Origin of the sequence: Romboutsia maritimum (assembly GCF_002251085.2) — a bacterium.
In the GTDB taxonomy this organism is placed as follows: Bacteria; Bacillota; Clostridia; order Peptostreptococcales; family Peptostreptococcaceae; genus Romboutsia_B; species Romboutsia_B maritimum.
Genome location: NZ_NOJZ02000033.1, coordinates 1 through 14,756, shown reverse-complemented (window position 1 = coordinate 14,756; position 14,756 = coordinate 1). Strand labels below are relative to the sequence as shown.

General features: G+C 25.7%; 18 protein-coding genes and 1 pseudogene. 4 read left to right on the top strand and 15 right to left on the bottom strand.

The window, feature by feature from the left end; translation table 11 throughout:
- The coding region (locus CHF27_RS14755; RefSeq protein ID WP_158534766.1) for a recombinase family protein at positions 1–85 on the bottom strand (85 nt) is incomplete at its 3' end.
- Between the two features lie 278 nt (positions 86–363).
- Between CHF27_RS14755 and CHF27_RS12340 the strand changes: the two are divergent.
- A pseudogene (locus tag CHF27_RS12340) lies at positions 364–630 on the top strand (IS3 family transposase); the annotation flags it as partial.
- An 85-nt stretch (positions 631–715) separates the two neighbouring features.
- Here CHF27_RS12340 and CHF27_RS12335 read toward each other — a convergent pair.
- Positions 716–1,396, bottom strand: coding sequence for an ABC transporter ATP-binding protein (locus tag CHF27_RS12335; protein WP_095405334.1), 681 nt, complete (start codon positions 1,394–1,396; stop codon positions 716–718).
- A 268-nt stretch (positions 1,397–1,664) separates the two neighbouring features.
- Between CHF27_RS12335 and CHF27_RS12330 the strand changes: the two genes are divergently transcribed.
- A complete protein-coding gene (locus tag CHF27_RS12330; protein ID WP_095405247.1) occupies positions 1,665–2,213 on the top strand; it encodes a DUF6143 family protein in 549 nt (182 codons plus the stop codon).
- A 104-nt stretch (positions 2,214–2,317) separates the two neighbouring features.
- Here CHF27_RS12330 and CHF27_RS12325 read toward each other — a convergent pair whose 3' ends face one another.
- From CHF27_RS12325 to CHF27_RS12310, 4 genes are all read right to left on the bottom strand, one after another.
- On the bottom strand, positions 2,318–2,671 hold the full coding sequence (locus tag CHF27_RS12325; RefSeq protein WP_095405248.1) for a hypothetical protein: 354 nt from the start codon (positions 2,669–2,671) through the stop codon (positions 2,318–2,320).
- 137 nt (positions 2,672–2,808) lie between these two features.
- The gene (locus CHF27_RS12320) at positions 2,809–3,657 is read right to left on the bottom strand and encodes a ParA family protein (protein WP_095405249.1); all 849 of its coding nucleotides are present in this window, start codon (positions 3,655–3,657) and stop codon (positions 2,809–2,811) included.
- Between the two features lie 246 nt (positions 3,658–3,903).
- Complete coding sequence (locus CHF27_RS12315; RefSeq protein WP_095405250.1) at positions 3,904–5,250, bottom strand: MATE family efflux transporter; 1,347 nt, start codon at positions 5,248–5,250, stop codon at positions 3,904–3,906.
- 165 nt (positions 5,251–5,415) lie between these two features.
- Positions 5,416–5,991 (bottom strand): TetR/AcrR family transcriptional regulator, encoded by a 576-nt coding sequence (locus tag CHF27_RS12310; RefSeq protein WP_095405251.1) that lies wholly within the window; start codon positions 5,989–5,991, stop codon positions 5,416–5,418.
- A gap of 246 nt (positions 5,992–6,237) precedes the next feature.
- Between CHF27_RS12310 and CHF27_RS12305 the strand changes: the two genes are divergently transcribed.
- A complete protein-coding gene (locus CHF27_RS12305) occupies positions 6,238–7,035 on the top strand; it encodes a hypothetical protein (RefSeq protein ID WP_095405252.1) in 798 nt (265 codons plus the stop codon).
- Between the two features lie 318 nt (positions 7,036–7,353).
- Here the strand turns inward: CHF27_RS12305 and CHF27_RS12300 are convergent, their stop codons facing one another.
- The gene (locus CHF27_RS12300) at positions 7,354–8,220 is read right to left on the bottom strand and encodes a cation:proton antiporter domain-containing protein (protein WP_330409799.1); all 867 of its coding nucleotides are present in this window, start codon (positions 8,218–8,220) and stop codon (positions 7,354–7,356) included.
- A gap of 229 nt (positions 8,221–8,449) precedes the next feature.
- Here CHF27_RS12300 and CHF27_RS12295 point away from each other — a divergent pair, with 229 nt between their 5' ends.
- Entirely contained in the window at positions 8,450–8,920 is a 471-nt protein-coding gene (locus tag CHF27_RS12295) for a hypothetical protein (RefSeq protein ID WP_095405254.1), read from the top strand.
- A gap of 335 nt (positions 8,921–9,255) precedes the next feature.
- On the opposite strand, the gene CHF27_RS12290 is transcribed toward CHF27_RS12295, so the two are convergent.
- From CHF27_RS12290 to CHF27_RS12250, 8 genes are all read right to left on the bottom strand, one after another.
- Positions 9,256–9,720: a GNAT family N-acetyltransferase gene (locus CHF27_RS12290; protein WP_095405255.1), complete on the bottom strand. Its 465-nt coding sequence runs from the start codon at positions 9,718–9,720 to the stop codon at positions 9,256–9,258.
- A gap of 320 nt (positions 9,721–10,040) precedes the next feature.
- The gene (locus CHF27_RS12285; RefSeq protein ID WP_095405256.1) at positions 10,041–10,868 is read right to left on the bottom strand and encodes a hypothetical protein; all 828 of its coding nucleotides are present in this window, start codon (positions 10,866–10,868) and stop codon (positions 10,041–10,043) included.
- 320 nt (positions 10,869–11,188) lie between these two features.
- Positions 11,189–11,704: a DUF3278 domain-containing protein gene (locus tag CHF27_RS12280; RefSeq protein ID WP_095405257.1), complete on the bottom strand. Its 516-nt coding sequence runs from the start codon at positions 11,702–11,704 to the stop codon at positions 11,189–11,191.
- 5 nt (positions 11,705–11,709) lie between these two features.
- Entirely contained in the window at positions 11,710–11,910 is a 201-nt protein-coding gene (locus CHF27_RS12275; RefSeq protein ID WP_095405258.1) for a helix-turn-helix transcriptional regulator, read from the bottom strand.
- Positions 11,911–12,144: 234 nt separating this feature from the next.
- Positions 12,145–12,624: a glutathione peroxidase gene (locus CHF27_RS12270; RefSeq protein ID WP_095405259.1), complete on the bottom strand. Its 480-nt coding sequence runs from the start codon at positions 12,622–12,624 to the stop codon at positions 12,145–12,147.
- Between the two features lie 438 nt (positions 12,625–13,062).
- Positions 13,063–13,632, bottom strand: coding sequence for an HD domain-containing protein (locus CHF27_RS12260; RefSeq protein WP_095405260.1), 570 nt, complete (start codon positions 13,630–13,632; stop codon positions 13,063–13,065).
- A gap of 40 nt (positions 13,633–13,672) precedes the next feature.
- On the bottom strand, positions 13,673–14,065 hold the full coding sequence (locus CHF27_RS12255) for a bleomycin resistance protein (protein ID WP_095405261.1): 393 nt from the start codon (positions 14,063–14,065) through the stop codon (positions 13,673–13,675).
- Between the two features lie 82 nt (positions 14,066–14,147).
- Positions 14,148–14,756: CPBP family intramembrane glutamic endopeptidase (locus tag CHF27_RS12250; protein ID WP_147294089.1), on the bottom strand; the 609-nt coding region annotated here is incomplete at its 5' end.

Below are 14,756 nucleotides of genomic sequence, written 5' to 3'. Positions count from 1 at the left end.
CATTTATACCATAATTAGCTAATGCATCTATTTGTCTATGAAGACTTTGATGTTTTGTACTCACTCTACAATATCCATATGTCATATACTCACATCCTCATAGGTACTATTTTATTACAGATATTGATTTTGGTACATTATTATTTAAATAAACATGACTAAGGTCAATAAATAACTATTTTAGTAATTTATTGACCATGATTTGATATTATTTTATGAGGTCAATAATATTCTAACTTTATTGACCTTTTCTTTATTCAAGATATAAAAAAAGAATCTATCGTATTAAATTGATAAATTCATTGGTATTACTAAGTTTGGCTGGAGTTCGATCAAAAATTCCGAAAAAAACGCAGGTTGGCCTATACAAGTCCTAAGTTTCAAATGAAAGTTAAATCAATAGGAATAGGACAATCTATGTCTAGAAGGAGAAATTGTTGGGATAATGCTCCGCAGGAGTCATTCTTTGGACATTTTAAAGATGAGGTAGACTTTAAAAATTGTAATAGTTTAGAAGATGTAAAAAAAGAGGTAGATGAATATATGAATTACTATAATAATTATAGGTATCAATGGAATTTAAGTAAGATGACCCCTACTCAATATAGGGATCATCTTGCAGCTGCATAAATAGTCTTTTTTTTTATTGTCCTTGACAAAGGGTACACTTTAAAGTTGTGTAGATCTTACATTATGTTAAACACATATTCCTGTACTATATATTATTTTCTAATTTCTTTATCTCTCCATCAACTATATGAATAACCCTATCCGCTTTTTTAGCGATATTTTCATCATGTGTTATAACAAGTAGGGTTTGATTAAACTTTTTACTAGACATTTTCAAAAGCTCCATTACTTCTTGAGCAGTTTTACTATCTAAATTACCCGTTGGTTCATCTGCTAAGATTATACTTGGCTTAGCAGCTAAAGCTCGTCCTATTGCAACCCTTTGCTGTTGTCCTCCTGATAATTGACTTGGAAGATGATTTTTTCTTTTATCAAGACCTAACGTATTTATCAACTCATTTATATAATCTTGGTCTATATTTTCTTCTCCCATCATTAATGGCAGTTCTATATTCTCTTTAACATTAAGCATTGGCATTAAATTTAATTGTTGAAATACAACTCCTACTTCTGTTCTTCTATACTTTGCAAGTTGCTTGTCTGAGAGAGTATTTATATCTATATTATTTACATTTATAGTTCCTCCATTAGGACGCTCTATACCTCCTAATAAATGTAGTATTGTAGATTTTCCACTACCACTTGGTCCTATTATTGCAACAAATTCGCCTTTATTTATACTAATATTTAAATTTCTTAATGCTTCTATCTTTGTATCTTTATTTCCATATATTTTACATAAATTTTTAGTTTCTAATATAGCCATTTTATCCATCCCTTGTATCAAAATAATTGATTTTTATTGTTTACCCCTATTTATTTAAAAACTTATTATAGATATATGTTAATTGTTAAATCTTACAAAGTATTTGATATAAGTCTTTTGAATTTCTTACAATAATCTGCTTTTTTTAAGCAATTGTAATATAAAAATCTATAAAAAACTAAAAATTTATAACATAATTTCTTGTTATGAATATTATAGAAATAAGGAAGAATATTTTTCCTAAAATTTATCTACGTAGGTGATTGTAATGCAATGTTCTAATCAAAAAAATATAACTGAAATATCCCTTCCATATCCATTATATCAATCTAAAAAAGGCAGATATTTCATTGGTCAGACACCTTTATTAACTGGTAAAGATAAACATGCTTTAGCAGGACTTTCAAATCCAACTACTTCAAATGTAAACATTTATGTAAATGCTATAACTATAACAAATATTTCAAACCTTAATTTATCAGCTGAATTTTATCTAAAATCTAAAGTAAAGGGAGCATTAGTTAGTGATTTGGTTAGTTGTGCTAACCTTTCTATTGTTCCTGAACCAACTCCTAGCGGTAAAATTAAATATTTAACTACAACTACTCAACCTCCAAGTGGTGGTGTACCTATTTTTAGTAGAATAGTTTCTCCATATTCAACTTTAGTGGTTGATGGAGGACAAATTATTCTCCCACCTGGACAATCTCTTTTTGTTTATATTGGAGACTTTTTACCTGTTGTATTCGATAATGTGAAGTTTGCCTTTGGTTGGTGGGAAGAGCCAATATGTAACTATCATAATTATGGTTGCTAAATTATCCAAAGTGATTTTCTATTACTTTATTTTCAAAATTAAACAATGATTAAATATATATTTAATCATTGTTTAATCTGTATTTAATCTATGAATTTTTTTATTTATTTCTTAGACTTCTTTGATTTCTTTTTATACTTTTCCTCATAATCTCTTAGTGCATCTTCATTTAATTCAACTTCATTAAACATCTTACATACTATATCTTCTAGAACCTCTGATACAGTCATGTTATTTTCATAAGAAAAAGATTTAACTTTATCAGCAATATCTTTTTTTAACTTGATTCCAATCATAACTTTCTCTTCTTTTTTCTTAGGTGTATTTATCAAATCAAGTACATTTATATTATTATTTTTAGACTCTATAAACTCTTGTCCTGTTGATTTTTCTTCTACCTTTTGCTTTATGTTTAGTAAACTATTTTTCTTGTTTAACATTGGATTTTCAACGCTCATATTATATTCCTTTCTTATTAAATAACTTTTTAATTATTATTTAATGTATATTTAATCTTTTTTAAATTACAGTTTAATAGTTTTTAAATATTAATTAAATCATTTTTAAATACTAATTAAATCATGACTAAATTAAATTAAATAGTTATTAAATTTTCATCTATATATTCATTTATAAGCTCTGTCATTTCGTTAGTTATATCAGTTTTTATCTTTCTTTCTTTAACTTTTACATACTCACTTATAGGCTCATTGTATAAAATTGAATTTTCATAATGAACTGATTTTCTCATTGTTTGTTTAAATGTATTTCCTAAAATTCCTTTTTGATCAGCACATTCAAGCCACATTTTTATCTTATTATTTTCTTGCTTTTCAAATTTAGTTATAACTGGCTTTCTTATATCTTCCTTATCAATTCTAAGTGCTTTTTTAATATCACCATAAGTTTTTACTAAAAGATCATAACCAGTTAAAGTACTATAACATCCATAATTTATGATAGGTATTATATCTGTACAGCATATAAATACATTTGTATTTAAAACTGATATAGCAGGATTCAAATCAAAAACTATTAAATCATACTCTGATAAAACATCTAAGTTTTTATCATCTGTTAAATAATTTAATAGTGTATATTCTTTTCCAGCTTTTGTATTAAGTATTAACTCAAGTGTAACCATGTCTATATTACTTGCTATTATATCTAAATTTTTAAATTTATCTAATGGAGATTTTATAATTAATTTATCAAGACCTACATTACTTTCAAGTCCATCTTTTAAAGTATATATATCTGATTGTATAACTTCTTCTCCTAATAAAAATACTGATGCATTTGATTGCGGGTCAGCATCTATAAATAATACTTTTTTATCAGGATAATTAAAGCAAAATTGATGTATGAAATTTAAGTTTAAACAAGTTTTAGAACTTCCACCTTTAAAACTCATATGTGTTAAGATTGTTTGATTTTCAGCCAATTAACTCACTCCTTTTTAAGATTAAATTAATATTTAATCTTTATTTAATATAAATTTTACCACATATTTAATATATATTAAATATATTTTTAATATATATTTTTTGTTTTATTTATAAACTTTATCAGACATGCAAAAAGCTACACAACTAAAATTAAAGTTGTGCAGCCTTTACTTTTCAAAAATCTAGAATTTATCTAAGAATACTATTTTACCTTATATCTAACTTATAGTCTATAAATAATATCAAATTAACTCCATATCAAATTTGATATTATCTTTTTTTAATAATATTTTAAAATAGAAAATTGATGCTATAGATGCTGCAATATGACTTATTAAAACAGCAGTCCAAATTCCATCTAATCCTAATTTATTCATAGATAATATCTTTGCTAATGGCATACGAACAATAATATAGTAGAAAATCATTAAGAACATAGCTGACATTGGTTTTCCAAAACCATTTATCGCTCCAAGGATGCAGTTAGTAATAACATTAAAAATATATCCAACTGAAATAATTGAAAAATAAACTTTAACTAAATTTTTAACACTCTCACCTGCTCCAAATATTTGTGCTAAATTTTTTGAAAAGAACACTACTATAATTGTTAATACAGTTAAAAATCCGATACCTAATAATATTCCAGATTTAAGATATTCTTTTGATTTTTTTATATTTTTAGCACCAAAGCATTGACCAGTACAAGTAGTAATTGTCATGTTAAGTGCCATAGCAGGATAAAATAAAATTGTTTCCAATTTTCCTGAAATACCAAATGCAGCTATAGGTAGTACTCCAAATACACTAACTAAGTAAGTAATAAAACTTGTGCTAATTGCAGGAATACTTTGTTGAATAATGGATGGAATTGCTTTTAGTGCAAGTTCTTTTAACGAATTTTTATCAAATAACTTAAAATCAATTACAATTAACTTTTTCTTAATAATATATCCAATCATAATTATCATCATAATTACTTGAGACAATAAAGTTGCAATTGCTGCTCCTCTTAGTCCCATTTTATTAATAAAAATAGGATCTAAAATCAGATTAAGTATAGTACATGCAATAATAGAAATCATTTGCATAGTTGTATTGCCAAAACTACGTAATACAGCAGTAAAATATAAATACATAAATACAAAGACATATCCTATCATATATAAAATAAGATAATCTTTTGCCATAGAATATATCTCACTTGGTGTATTTAAAAGATTTAAAATAGTTTTTGCACCAACTTCACAAATAGTAGTTAAACTTATGCTAAAAATAATTGCAGCTATAAAAGAAGTAGAAATCACTTTATTTTCATTTTCTTTATCCTTTGCTCCAATATATTTTGATAACAAAATTGCTACTCCATTAGTGGCTCCCATTGCAATAGAAATAGTTAAGAGTATAGGTGGCATTGATACAGTAAGTGCTGCCATTGCTTTTTCGCCCAATAAATTTCCAACCCAAAGACTGTCAACTATGTTGTATGCCATGCTAAATATGAATGCTATAAGTAATGGAATGGTAACTCCTATTAGTTTTTTTGTTGTATTACCTGTTGTAAAATTTTTTTCTAACTTATTATTCACTTTAATCTTCTTCTTTCTATATTTATATTTTTTAATGAATTTAATTCAATGAATTTAATTCATTCGTAAAGTATTTTTTTACCCTAACAAAATATTGCATTATAGCAATACTTTATTAGGGATATTTTATTACATATCTATATAATATATAGACAATATCTCATATTATTCTTTTGTTCCTAATATTAAATTTATAAATCCACGAATTTGTTTTATTTTTTCCTCCATGGAAATATCTTCACATGACAAAACACCTATTTGTCCGTACATAATAAAATTAGTCAGAATTTCAACATTTTCAATATGGATTTCTCCTTTTTCACATAGCTTTTCAAACTCTTTGCATAAACTTGGAATTAAATATTTTGCAATTTTTATTATAAGCTGCTCATGTAACATTTCATTTCCAATTTTATGGTAAAAATCATGATACCTACTATTATCTTCTTGCATTAGCATCAATTTAGTCATATCATCCATACGTTCTGTTAATGTTTTTTTATCATCACAGATAACTGTTAAAAATTTTTCTCCACATTCTTTAACATACTGATCCATTGCAGTTTCAAAAAGTTCTTGTTTAGATTTAAAGTAGCGATAACATAATCCTGGTACCACATTCATTTCCTTTGCTATGTCAGCCATAGAAGTTGATTCATATCCTTTTGTATAAAATACTCTCATTGCTGTATCTAATATTTCCTGTTTGCGAACTTCTGGCGCCTTTGAAATTCGTACCATTTTATCAAGCCCCCTTTTATCATTATAGATATAGTATATCATTTGAATGAATTAAATTCAATGAATTTTATTCATTCAGTTTAATAAAATGTATATAAAAATTCATAAAATGCAAAGTTTAGATATCAGTAACTACTACTGAAATTACTAATGGAATATAATGATTATTTGAGAATTATAAAGGATTATTTAAAAATATATCTAAATAGATAAAGATATGTAAAAAAAGGAGGATAATAAAATATTATGAAAAAAACAATTATTGTATGTATGAGCATGATAATATCTTTAATATTTGTTGGATGTAACTCTTCAGGTAATAAAGATACGTATACTCATACATGGGATTATGAAACTAAAGAATATAAAAATATGAGCGTTCGTGACTTAGTTAAAGTAAGAGATAAATTAGTTGATGATAACTTCAAAGGATTAGAAAAAAGTGATTATGAACTACAAACAAGACAATTTCTAGGGAAAGAGGATTATCAATTAGTTGGGTTTGTAAATGGTCTTTATAGTAATATGTCTGAAAAAAATAATTTAATAAAGCAAATAAAAATGATGAAGTATTTAAATTATATTAATTATTTTATTAATCCTGGTGGAGAATTTATCAGCCAGACCAATATAAGTTATCAGTTAAATGAGTTTTTTACAATTAACAAATTATGGAGTGAAGAAAATAAAGAAAAGCAATGTTTTAAACAAGATATCTTAATAGATAATTTTGAGAAGATATATGAATATACGGATTTAAATAAATATAGGGTATTTGATTTAGCATTTAACGGTTATAACGATTCATATAGACAATTATCAGTAGAAGAAGAAGCCGATTTATTAAATAGATATAAAAAACTTAATGATAAAAAAGATGACGAAAGATTAATGGATAAAAAATCTGGAAAAAATTTCTATATGCCTAGTACTATGTGCCTTAAAAAAGAATTTGAATCCAAATTAAAGGAATCTAATTTAAGTGAAAGTGAAAAAGAAAGTATTAAATCAGCTTTAGAATTAGTTAATAAAGGATGGAGTTAAATGTCAAGTTGTTGCAAAATAGAATTTTGTAGTTAACTTATAGCTTGGGCTGAGTATAAGTTCTCCTCCATGCAGATAAAAATCTTTCCTGCAACTGTCGGTGGAACTTATATCTCACCCCTTCGCTATGCATTAAGCTGTTCCTTATTATAATCACCATATTACTTAGCATTTTTAACTTTATACCACTTTTTACTCAAGACAATTAAAACAAAATTGATGTATTAAATTTAAGTTTAAACAAGTTTTAGAACTTCCACCTTTAAAACTCATATAAGTTAATATTCTGTAGCACAAATTTATTTACATACGCAAATTTTAATTACTGTTACTTAATAAATCATTTAATCCATCAAAATTATTTCCAGCTATAACTAATACATCTTGAGGAAGAATGTAAGTAGATCCATTTGGAATCAACACTTCTCCGTTACGCTTTATCATTACGATAAGAATATCCTCAGGTATATTTGAATCCATAATAGTTTTATTTGTAATACTACTATTATGTTGAATTGTTATTTCTAACAACTTTGTGCTTATTTCTTCTCTATAATCATTAAAGGTTTTTAATACTGGCGACTCATCATCAATTAAATCAAGTTTTTTAGCTACAGTAGGTAAAAGTGTCCCTTGTATTGCAACAGAGAACAACGCAACAAAAAATACGATATGAAAAATATCACTTTGAATAGGAACTCCATAAGTTACTGCATATATTGCAAAAACTATTGAAGCAGCACCTCTAAGACCTACCCAAGATACAAAAGCTTGTTGTTTTAAAGGAATTTTAAACCAACTTAATATACTAAAAATTGCGATTGGTCTTGCTATAAAAATCATAAATACAGATATAGAAATCCCTTTTAGCATTACATACGATATTTTAGATGGAAATGATAACAGTCCTAATATAAAGAATAACATTATTTGCATAATCCACGATAATCCATTAAAGAATTGAAACATACTTTTCTTATGTGGTATTTTGCTATTACCTATCATAAGACCAGTCATATATACAGATAAGTATCCATTTCCTCCGAAATTCTCACTTAAAGCATAAGATAATACTGCAATTCCCATAACAAATATAGGATAAAATTCATCTATCTCAAAATGAATATGTCTTAATAAATAAATTGTAATTTTAGATATACCACTGATTGATACCGCAAAATACAAATATATGAATGGAAAGGGTTAAAACCGATTATATCAAGATGTCTAGAGTCGTCCCACCTTCAATGGGTGTACCCCGAACTTAAGGTTATAAATTAGATATTAATTTGAATTTTATAATAAACTATAGATTTGATTTATTTAATAAAAGATACAAATAAAATAAAGGTACAAATAAAATAAAGTCGAAATAATAAATAAGATGAAAAATAGAATATAAGGAGATGAAATTGTGCTTTTAAACAAAAATAGAAAAGTACTATTAATATTATTAACTATATCTTTTTTAGGATTTATATTTTCAGGATGTGATAAAAAAGTTGAATATACTACCCTTCAGACAAAATATATAGATATATGTGAAAAAAGTAAATCTTCAAAATCATTTACAAAGAAAAATCTAGAAGAATTAATTGGCATTAAAGTATCAGAAGAGGTAAAGGGAAAAGATAAAGATTCAAATGCTTACACATTTAAAATTGATAATGAAAAGCTGTTAATTTATACTGACAACAATAATGATGAACTACTCTTCATCCAATATAATAATTTAATAGGCCTTGAATTAACATACTCATTAAAAACAGATATGAATTTTGGCGAATATTATGGTTTTACAGGAAAATATAATAGTGAAAGTTTTGAAAATCAAAAAAATCAATTAAATCTATATTTAAAAAATAACAATATACCTCAAAAATAAAAATATAAGTGTATTTTCAAATTGAAAGTTACGAAAATACAAGAATTTTGCTAACATTAAATTAACACGGGGTCAACTTGTGAATTTATGTGCTGCACATACATCTTACAATTCTTCATAGGTGTATGTAAGGAATTAGTTAATAAAGAATTGAGTTAAATGTAAAGTTGTTGAAAAATGGAATTTTGTGGTTAACTTATCGCTTTGGGGGAGTATAAGTTCTCCTCCATGCAGGTAAAAAATCATTCCTGCAACTGTCGGTGGAACTTATATCTCACCCCTTCGCTATGTTAACAAAATTATTATACTTTTTATACAGCGCATCTAACTATGCTCTACAACGATTTAATCATTTTAAAATTAGTTAAATTTTGACCACGTATTTCGACTCTTTGTTGTTCTATAACTTTATACCCTTGTTTTTCAAAAAAAGGTCTAGCAGTTATAGATGCCTCCGTTGATATAATTTCAACTCCATTATTAATTGCATATTGTTCTAAGTTCTTAACTAAATGTGTTGCAACTTTGATTCCTTGATAATCTTTATGAACAAATAATCTATCTAAATATCCATTAGAATCTATATCTCCAAATCCAATTATAGTTCCATCAAGTTCTGCTACAATCGAATAATGCTCAGAAAGTGTTCTAAACCATCTAGGCTTGTCTATATTTTTTGGAGCCCATGCATTAAGCTGTTCCTTATTATAATCTTTAGAATTAACATTATGAACTGTATTATAAAACAATTCAATTATTTCATTGAAATCATTGAGTTTATTGTATATTCTAATTTGCATTTTTAAACCTCCTAAAATTATAAGTATATCAATTCATATATTTATAATCAAGTCTATAAAACAGAACACCATGCTCTACTAAGTAAAAATGACATATTTACTAATTGCATAAAAAAATCCCTCCTTAATTGTACTCAAATATAAGGAGAGACTATTATAATAATAGGTACACTAAATAAGAGTAAAAACTATAATTTACTCTCCTTAATTTAAATACTACAAATACACCTATCAAAATAGGCTTTTTAAAATTTATAATACTTTAATTTCAAAGGTAAATTATTTTTTCAGTAAAATTTTATCAGATTTAACATTTAAAATTAATTACATTCTAAGACTTTTTTAATAGATTTTTTTAATGAGTTTATAAATTTATTTTGAAGTTCAATTGATAATTCTAAAACTGAAAGATATGGATTTAAATCTTCTAATTCTACAAGTAAAAGCTCACCCGTTTTATTTCTACAAGCATCTATTCTTTGAATTCCATGATTTATATTATTCCATTCAATAAATTTCATAGCAAATTCTAAATCTTCTTCGGTAGCACTGTACTCTTTTAATTCCCATCTCTTGCTTTTATCAGGTGCATATAGAGCATATTGGAATTCTTTATCTATAAAATAAAAAGATACCTCATACTCGAAATCTATAGCAGGTTGAATTAGTGTATTTTTGTCTTCTTTAGATATTTTTTTATACAATTCATCTTCGTTTAAAAATTCCATACCTATTGAATCTGCTCCATCTTTTGGCTTTATAACATACTTTGATACTTTCGGTAACTTATCAAAGTTATTAATAGAATCAATCGTATTTATTACAGGATAACCTAAGTTAGTTAACTCTATTAAATAATCTTTACCATTCATATCTCCTTTTCCATCAAAAGAGTTATATGTTTTTAAATTATGTAATTTTATACTTTCTCTAAATTGATTATATTCCTTTGGAAAATTAGAAACAGGTCCTGCATTTCTAAATATAGTCAAATCAAAGTCTTGAGTAAATGTATTCATATCTTTAGGATTACAAATAACTAACTTAAAATCTTTTCTTAATTTTGATGTTATAAAAAAATCCTCTTCATAATAATTTCTGCCATTTGCTTTATAATATAAATCTGTTACAAATAATATATTTTTCATTTTTTTATACTCCTTTTTAATATATTCTATCATATAAAAATTTTTATACAAATAAGTTTTTAGAATTCTCTAAAAACTCATTTGAAAGCTAAATATGTTTTAAGGTTATATACTTTTTAGCCAGTTAACTTACTTTTTTATATTTAATGTATATTAAATCTTTTTTAAATGTATATTAAATTAATATTAAATATATATTTAATGCTTTATTATTTTAGTTATAAACTAAATCCAACATACAAGAAGTTATAATTTATCTAAGAACGCTATCTCTCCTTAATATTTTACATATAACTATTCCTAAAATTTCACTTTAAGGGCTAGTTATTATTATCAACTCTTGTCAACTTTAGTTTTCCAAAAAGGTACATAACTCCTCCAAACAAAGCCCCTCCACAAGTCCATACAATAACTGAAATCAAATCTAATTTAATTTTTTCTCCCTCAAGTGCCGGAAAAATATAATCCATCATTATAAGCATCGAAAGTCCCCATTGTATTCCAGCCATTCTTGCTTGTTTTTTTAATTTTTTTAACTGTATTAAGTATGTAGTATTATCATCAAATTCTGTTGTATCAACGCCACTTTTTCTCAATTTGATTGAAACATAATAAGCATTAAATTGCTGAATAAAAAATAAAGCAACTGTACCAAATGTAAATCTATGATTAACAGAATCAAAAATAAGGCTAACCATCATTAAAAGCGAAATTAAATAAAATGAATACATATTTGCTTTTGCAAGAGTTTTATAGATTACACTTTGTTGGTACTCATCTCTTTCCTCTAAATAACCTATGTAGTGTTTAAATAGTTTTTCTTCTAGTCTTTTCATAATTTTTAATCCTCCTCCATATTAATCCAAAATAGTGTATTTAAGTCAGTTCCTAAAGCCTTTGCAATCTTAATACATAGCTCTAGAGATGGATTATATTTTTGATTTTCAATTAAATTTATAGTTTGTCTTGCTACACCAACTTTTTTTGCTAATTCTAATTGAGATATCTTAGCTAAAGTTCTATACTTTTTTATATTATTCATAACCTCACCTACCTGAAAAGTCATATATATGTGACTATATTAACACTTTAAATATAAATATGTCAAATATATATGACATATTTATATTTAAAGACTAACCTCCTAAACTATTCCTAAAATTCAAATTTAGAGAATGGTTAAAAACAAAAAAAGAGTGTATCTATTGAAATCACTTAATTTCATAAATTACACTCTTTTTTTATTTTATTGTTTTGCATGAAACTTTATTTATATTTATTTTTTTAATAAATTTTCAATATCAACTTTTATCTTTAATGGAGATACTGTTGGAGCATATCTTTTGATTACATTTCCGTGTGAATCTATTAAGAACTTAGTAAAGTTCCATTTTATTTTATTACTTAATAATCCCTTTACTTCACTTTTTAAATATTTATATAAAGGATGTTCATGTTCACCATTTACATCTATTTTTTCAAACATAGTAAAAGTAACTCCATAGTTTATTAAGCAAAATTCATGTATTTCTTTATTACTTCCTGAATCTTGATGAGCAAACTGATTACAAGGAAATCCTAAAATTTCAAAACCTTGTTCTTTGTATTGCTTATATAATTCTTCTAATTCTTTAAACTGAGGTGTTAATCCACACTTACTAGCAGTATTTACAACTAAAACTACTTTACCTTTATATTCATCCATTTGTATTTCTTGATTATTCATTTTTTTTGCTGTAAAATCATAAAATTTCATATTCATTTTTCCCCTTCTTATTTATGTAACATTGCAATATGATTTATTTAAAACTTCAAATATTTCATTTTTTATATTACTATAAGTACCCTATATAAGTTTATTTAAATCACTACTTGTACATAAAAAATGTAAATTTGTAAATAAATTTAAAAGTATCATTTAACAAGAGTGGGCGTGGAAGTCTAACTGCTAGGGTTATACTTCCTATTTCATGGATAACTGAAATGGGTAAACATAAGATTACAGAGTTATAAATGCTAAATTCGAAAATGGTAAAATTATAATAGAAAAAAATAAGAACTTAGAGTAATTAAGTTCTTATTTTTTATTTAGGCTATGTTAGCTTACTTTGTGATACGTTTGCCATAACTTGCACTACTAATTAAAATTAGCATCCTCGCTTGTGAGATAGGCACTGTTATTTATTCTAAGTAACTAAGATTTATTCTTTTGAGCTATTTTTTCTGTCGTTTTTTTGTCTATTTCTTTCTTCAGCTCTTTTAAATAAGATGAGAATTCAACCTTATCCGCACCATAAGTGAACTGTAAGTCATATTCTAACTCAATCCAAGTACTAATATCCGCCTCATTATGCTGAATGACTGCTTCTAAATTATCTAATGCTTTGTAAAGTTTCGCTTCATCAGTCTTACGTTCATTCATTTCCTTTAAAAGCTCTGTTAATTCCTCACGATAAGGAGTAGGGAAAGTTGCAATCCATTGGAAAAATATCTCATCCTCTTTTTCACTATCTTCTTCTTTCTTCTCAAAAGTAGGAATATCACCAGTAAAGGCTTCCCCTAAATCATGAATCAAACACATATGAATTACCTTGTCCATATCAATCTTTGGAAATTCATCACGCATTAATAATGCCATTAATGCGATACGCCAGCTATGTTCTGCTACACTTTCATGGCGTCCACTCGATGTCCATGAGTGCCTAGTATTACATTTTAGTTTTTCTGCTACTGTTAATATTTCTAGAAATTTTGCTGTATTCATCCATATTATCCCCCTTCCAAATTGGAATTTATAATCTAGACTAGTCTGTAAATCTTAATAGATAACCATTAGGATCTTGTATTAAAAATTCTTTTTGTTCAATTATCTTATCTCCTACTTTATAATCACTACTCATTAATTTTCTAAAAGGAGTAACATTATAGCTAGTCACTTTATCATATAAACTATCAATATCTTTAACTTCAATAGAAAAATTAATTCCTCTTCCTAAAGGATATTCCATCTTGCCTATATTCCATCCATCATCATGCAATTGTTCAAACATAAATTGACTATTTTCAAAAGATACGAAAATAAAATTATCTTCTCCCCTATCATACTCCAATTTAAAACCTAAAATATTTAAATAAAAATTTCTTGTTTCTTCTATATTAAATACTGTTAATTCAGGTATTAACTTATTAAATCTCAAATATATCCCCCTTCCAAATTCATAATTTATCTATATGATGTTTAAAATATCTTTACTTCGCATTATATCAAAAAATACTTATCTAAAATAATACATTTATAAAATCTAAGATTGCATGTATCATAATTGGAATTATCAAAGATTTACTCTTTTTATATATTAAAATATATATTCCACCAAATACAATTCCGCCTCCAAGTTCTGAGCAAATAGCACTAACTGATTTCATAACAGAATAGTTATTTATAATAATTGGAATAAAAGCATGCATAGCCCCCCACATTATGCCACTAATTAAAACTGCTAAATATGTAGGTATTTCTCTATCTAGTGCTGTAAATAAGTAACCTCTAAAAATAAGTTCCTCCGAAAAAGATACAACCATCAAATAGAAAAAGCATTTGTATATCCCTATTAATGAAAAATCCCCCTTGATAAAAAATATTCCAAAATATACAGCTAATAATATAAAAACAAGTATACTATTATTTTTTGTTATTCCTATTGTGCTTAATGATTGTTTTCTTATTAAAGTAATAGATAAAATAATAATTACTATAAATAAACTAGACAAAAAATCATCCAATAACTTTATTGAAATATTTGATATAGTAATACTTTTAAGTCTGATAATTAAATCATTGTTATACAAGTATTTCGTTAGATAAAAGACATACACCATGTATATAGA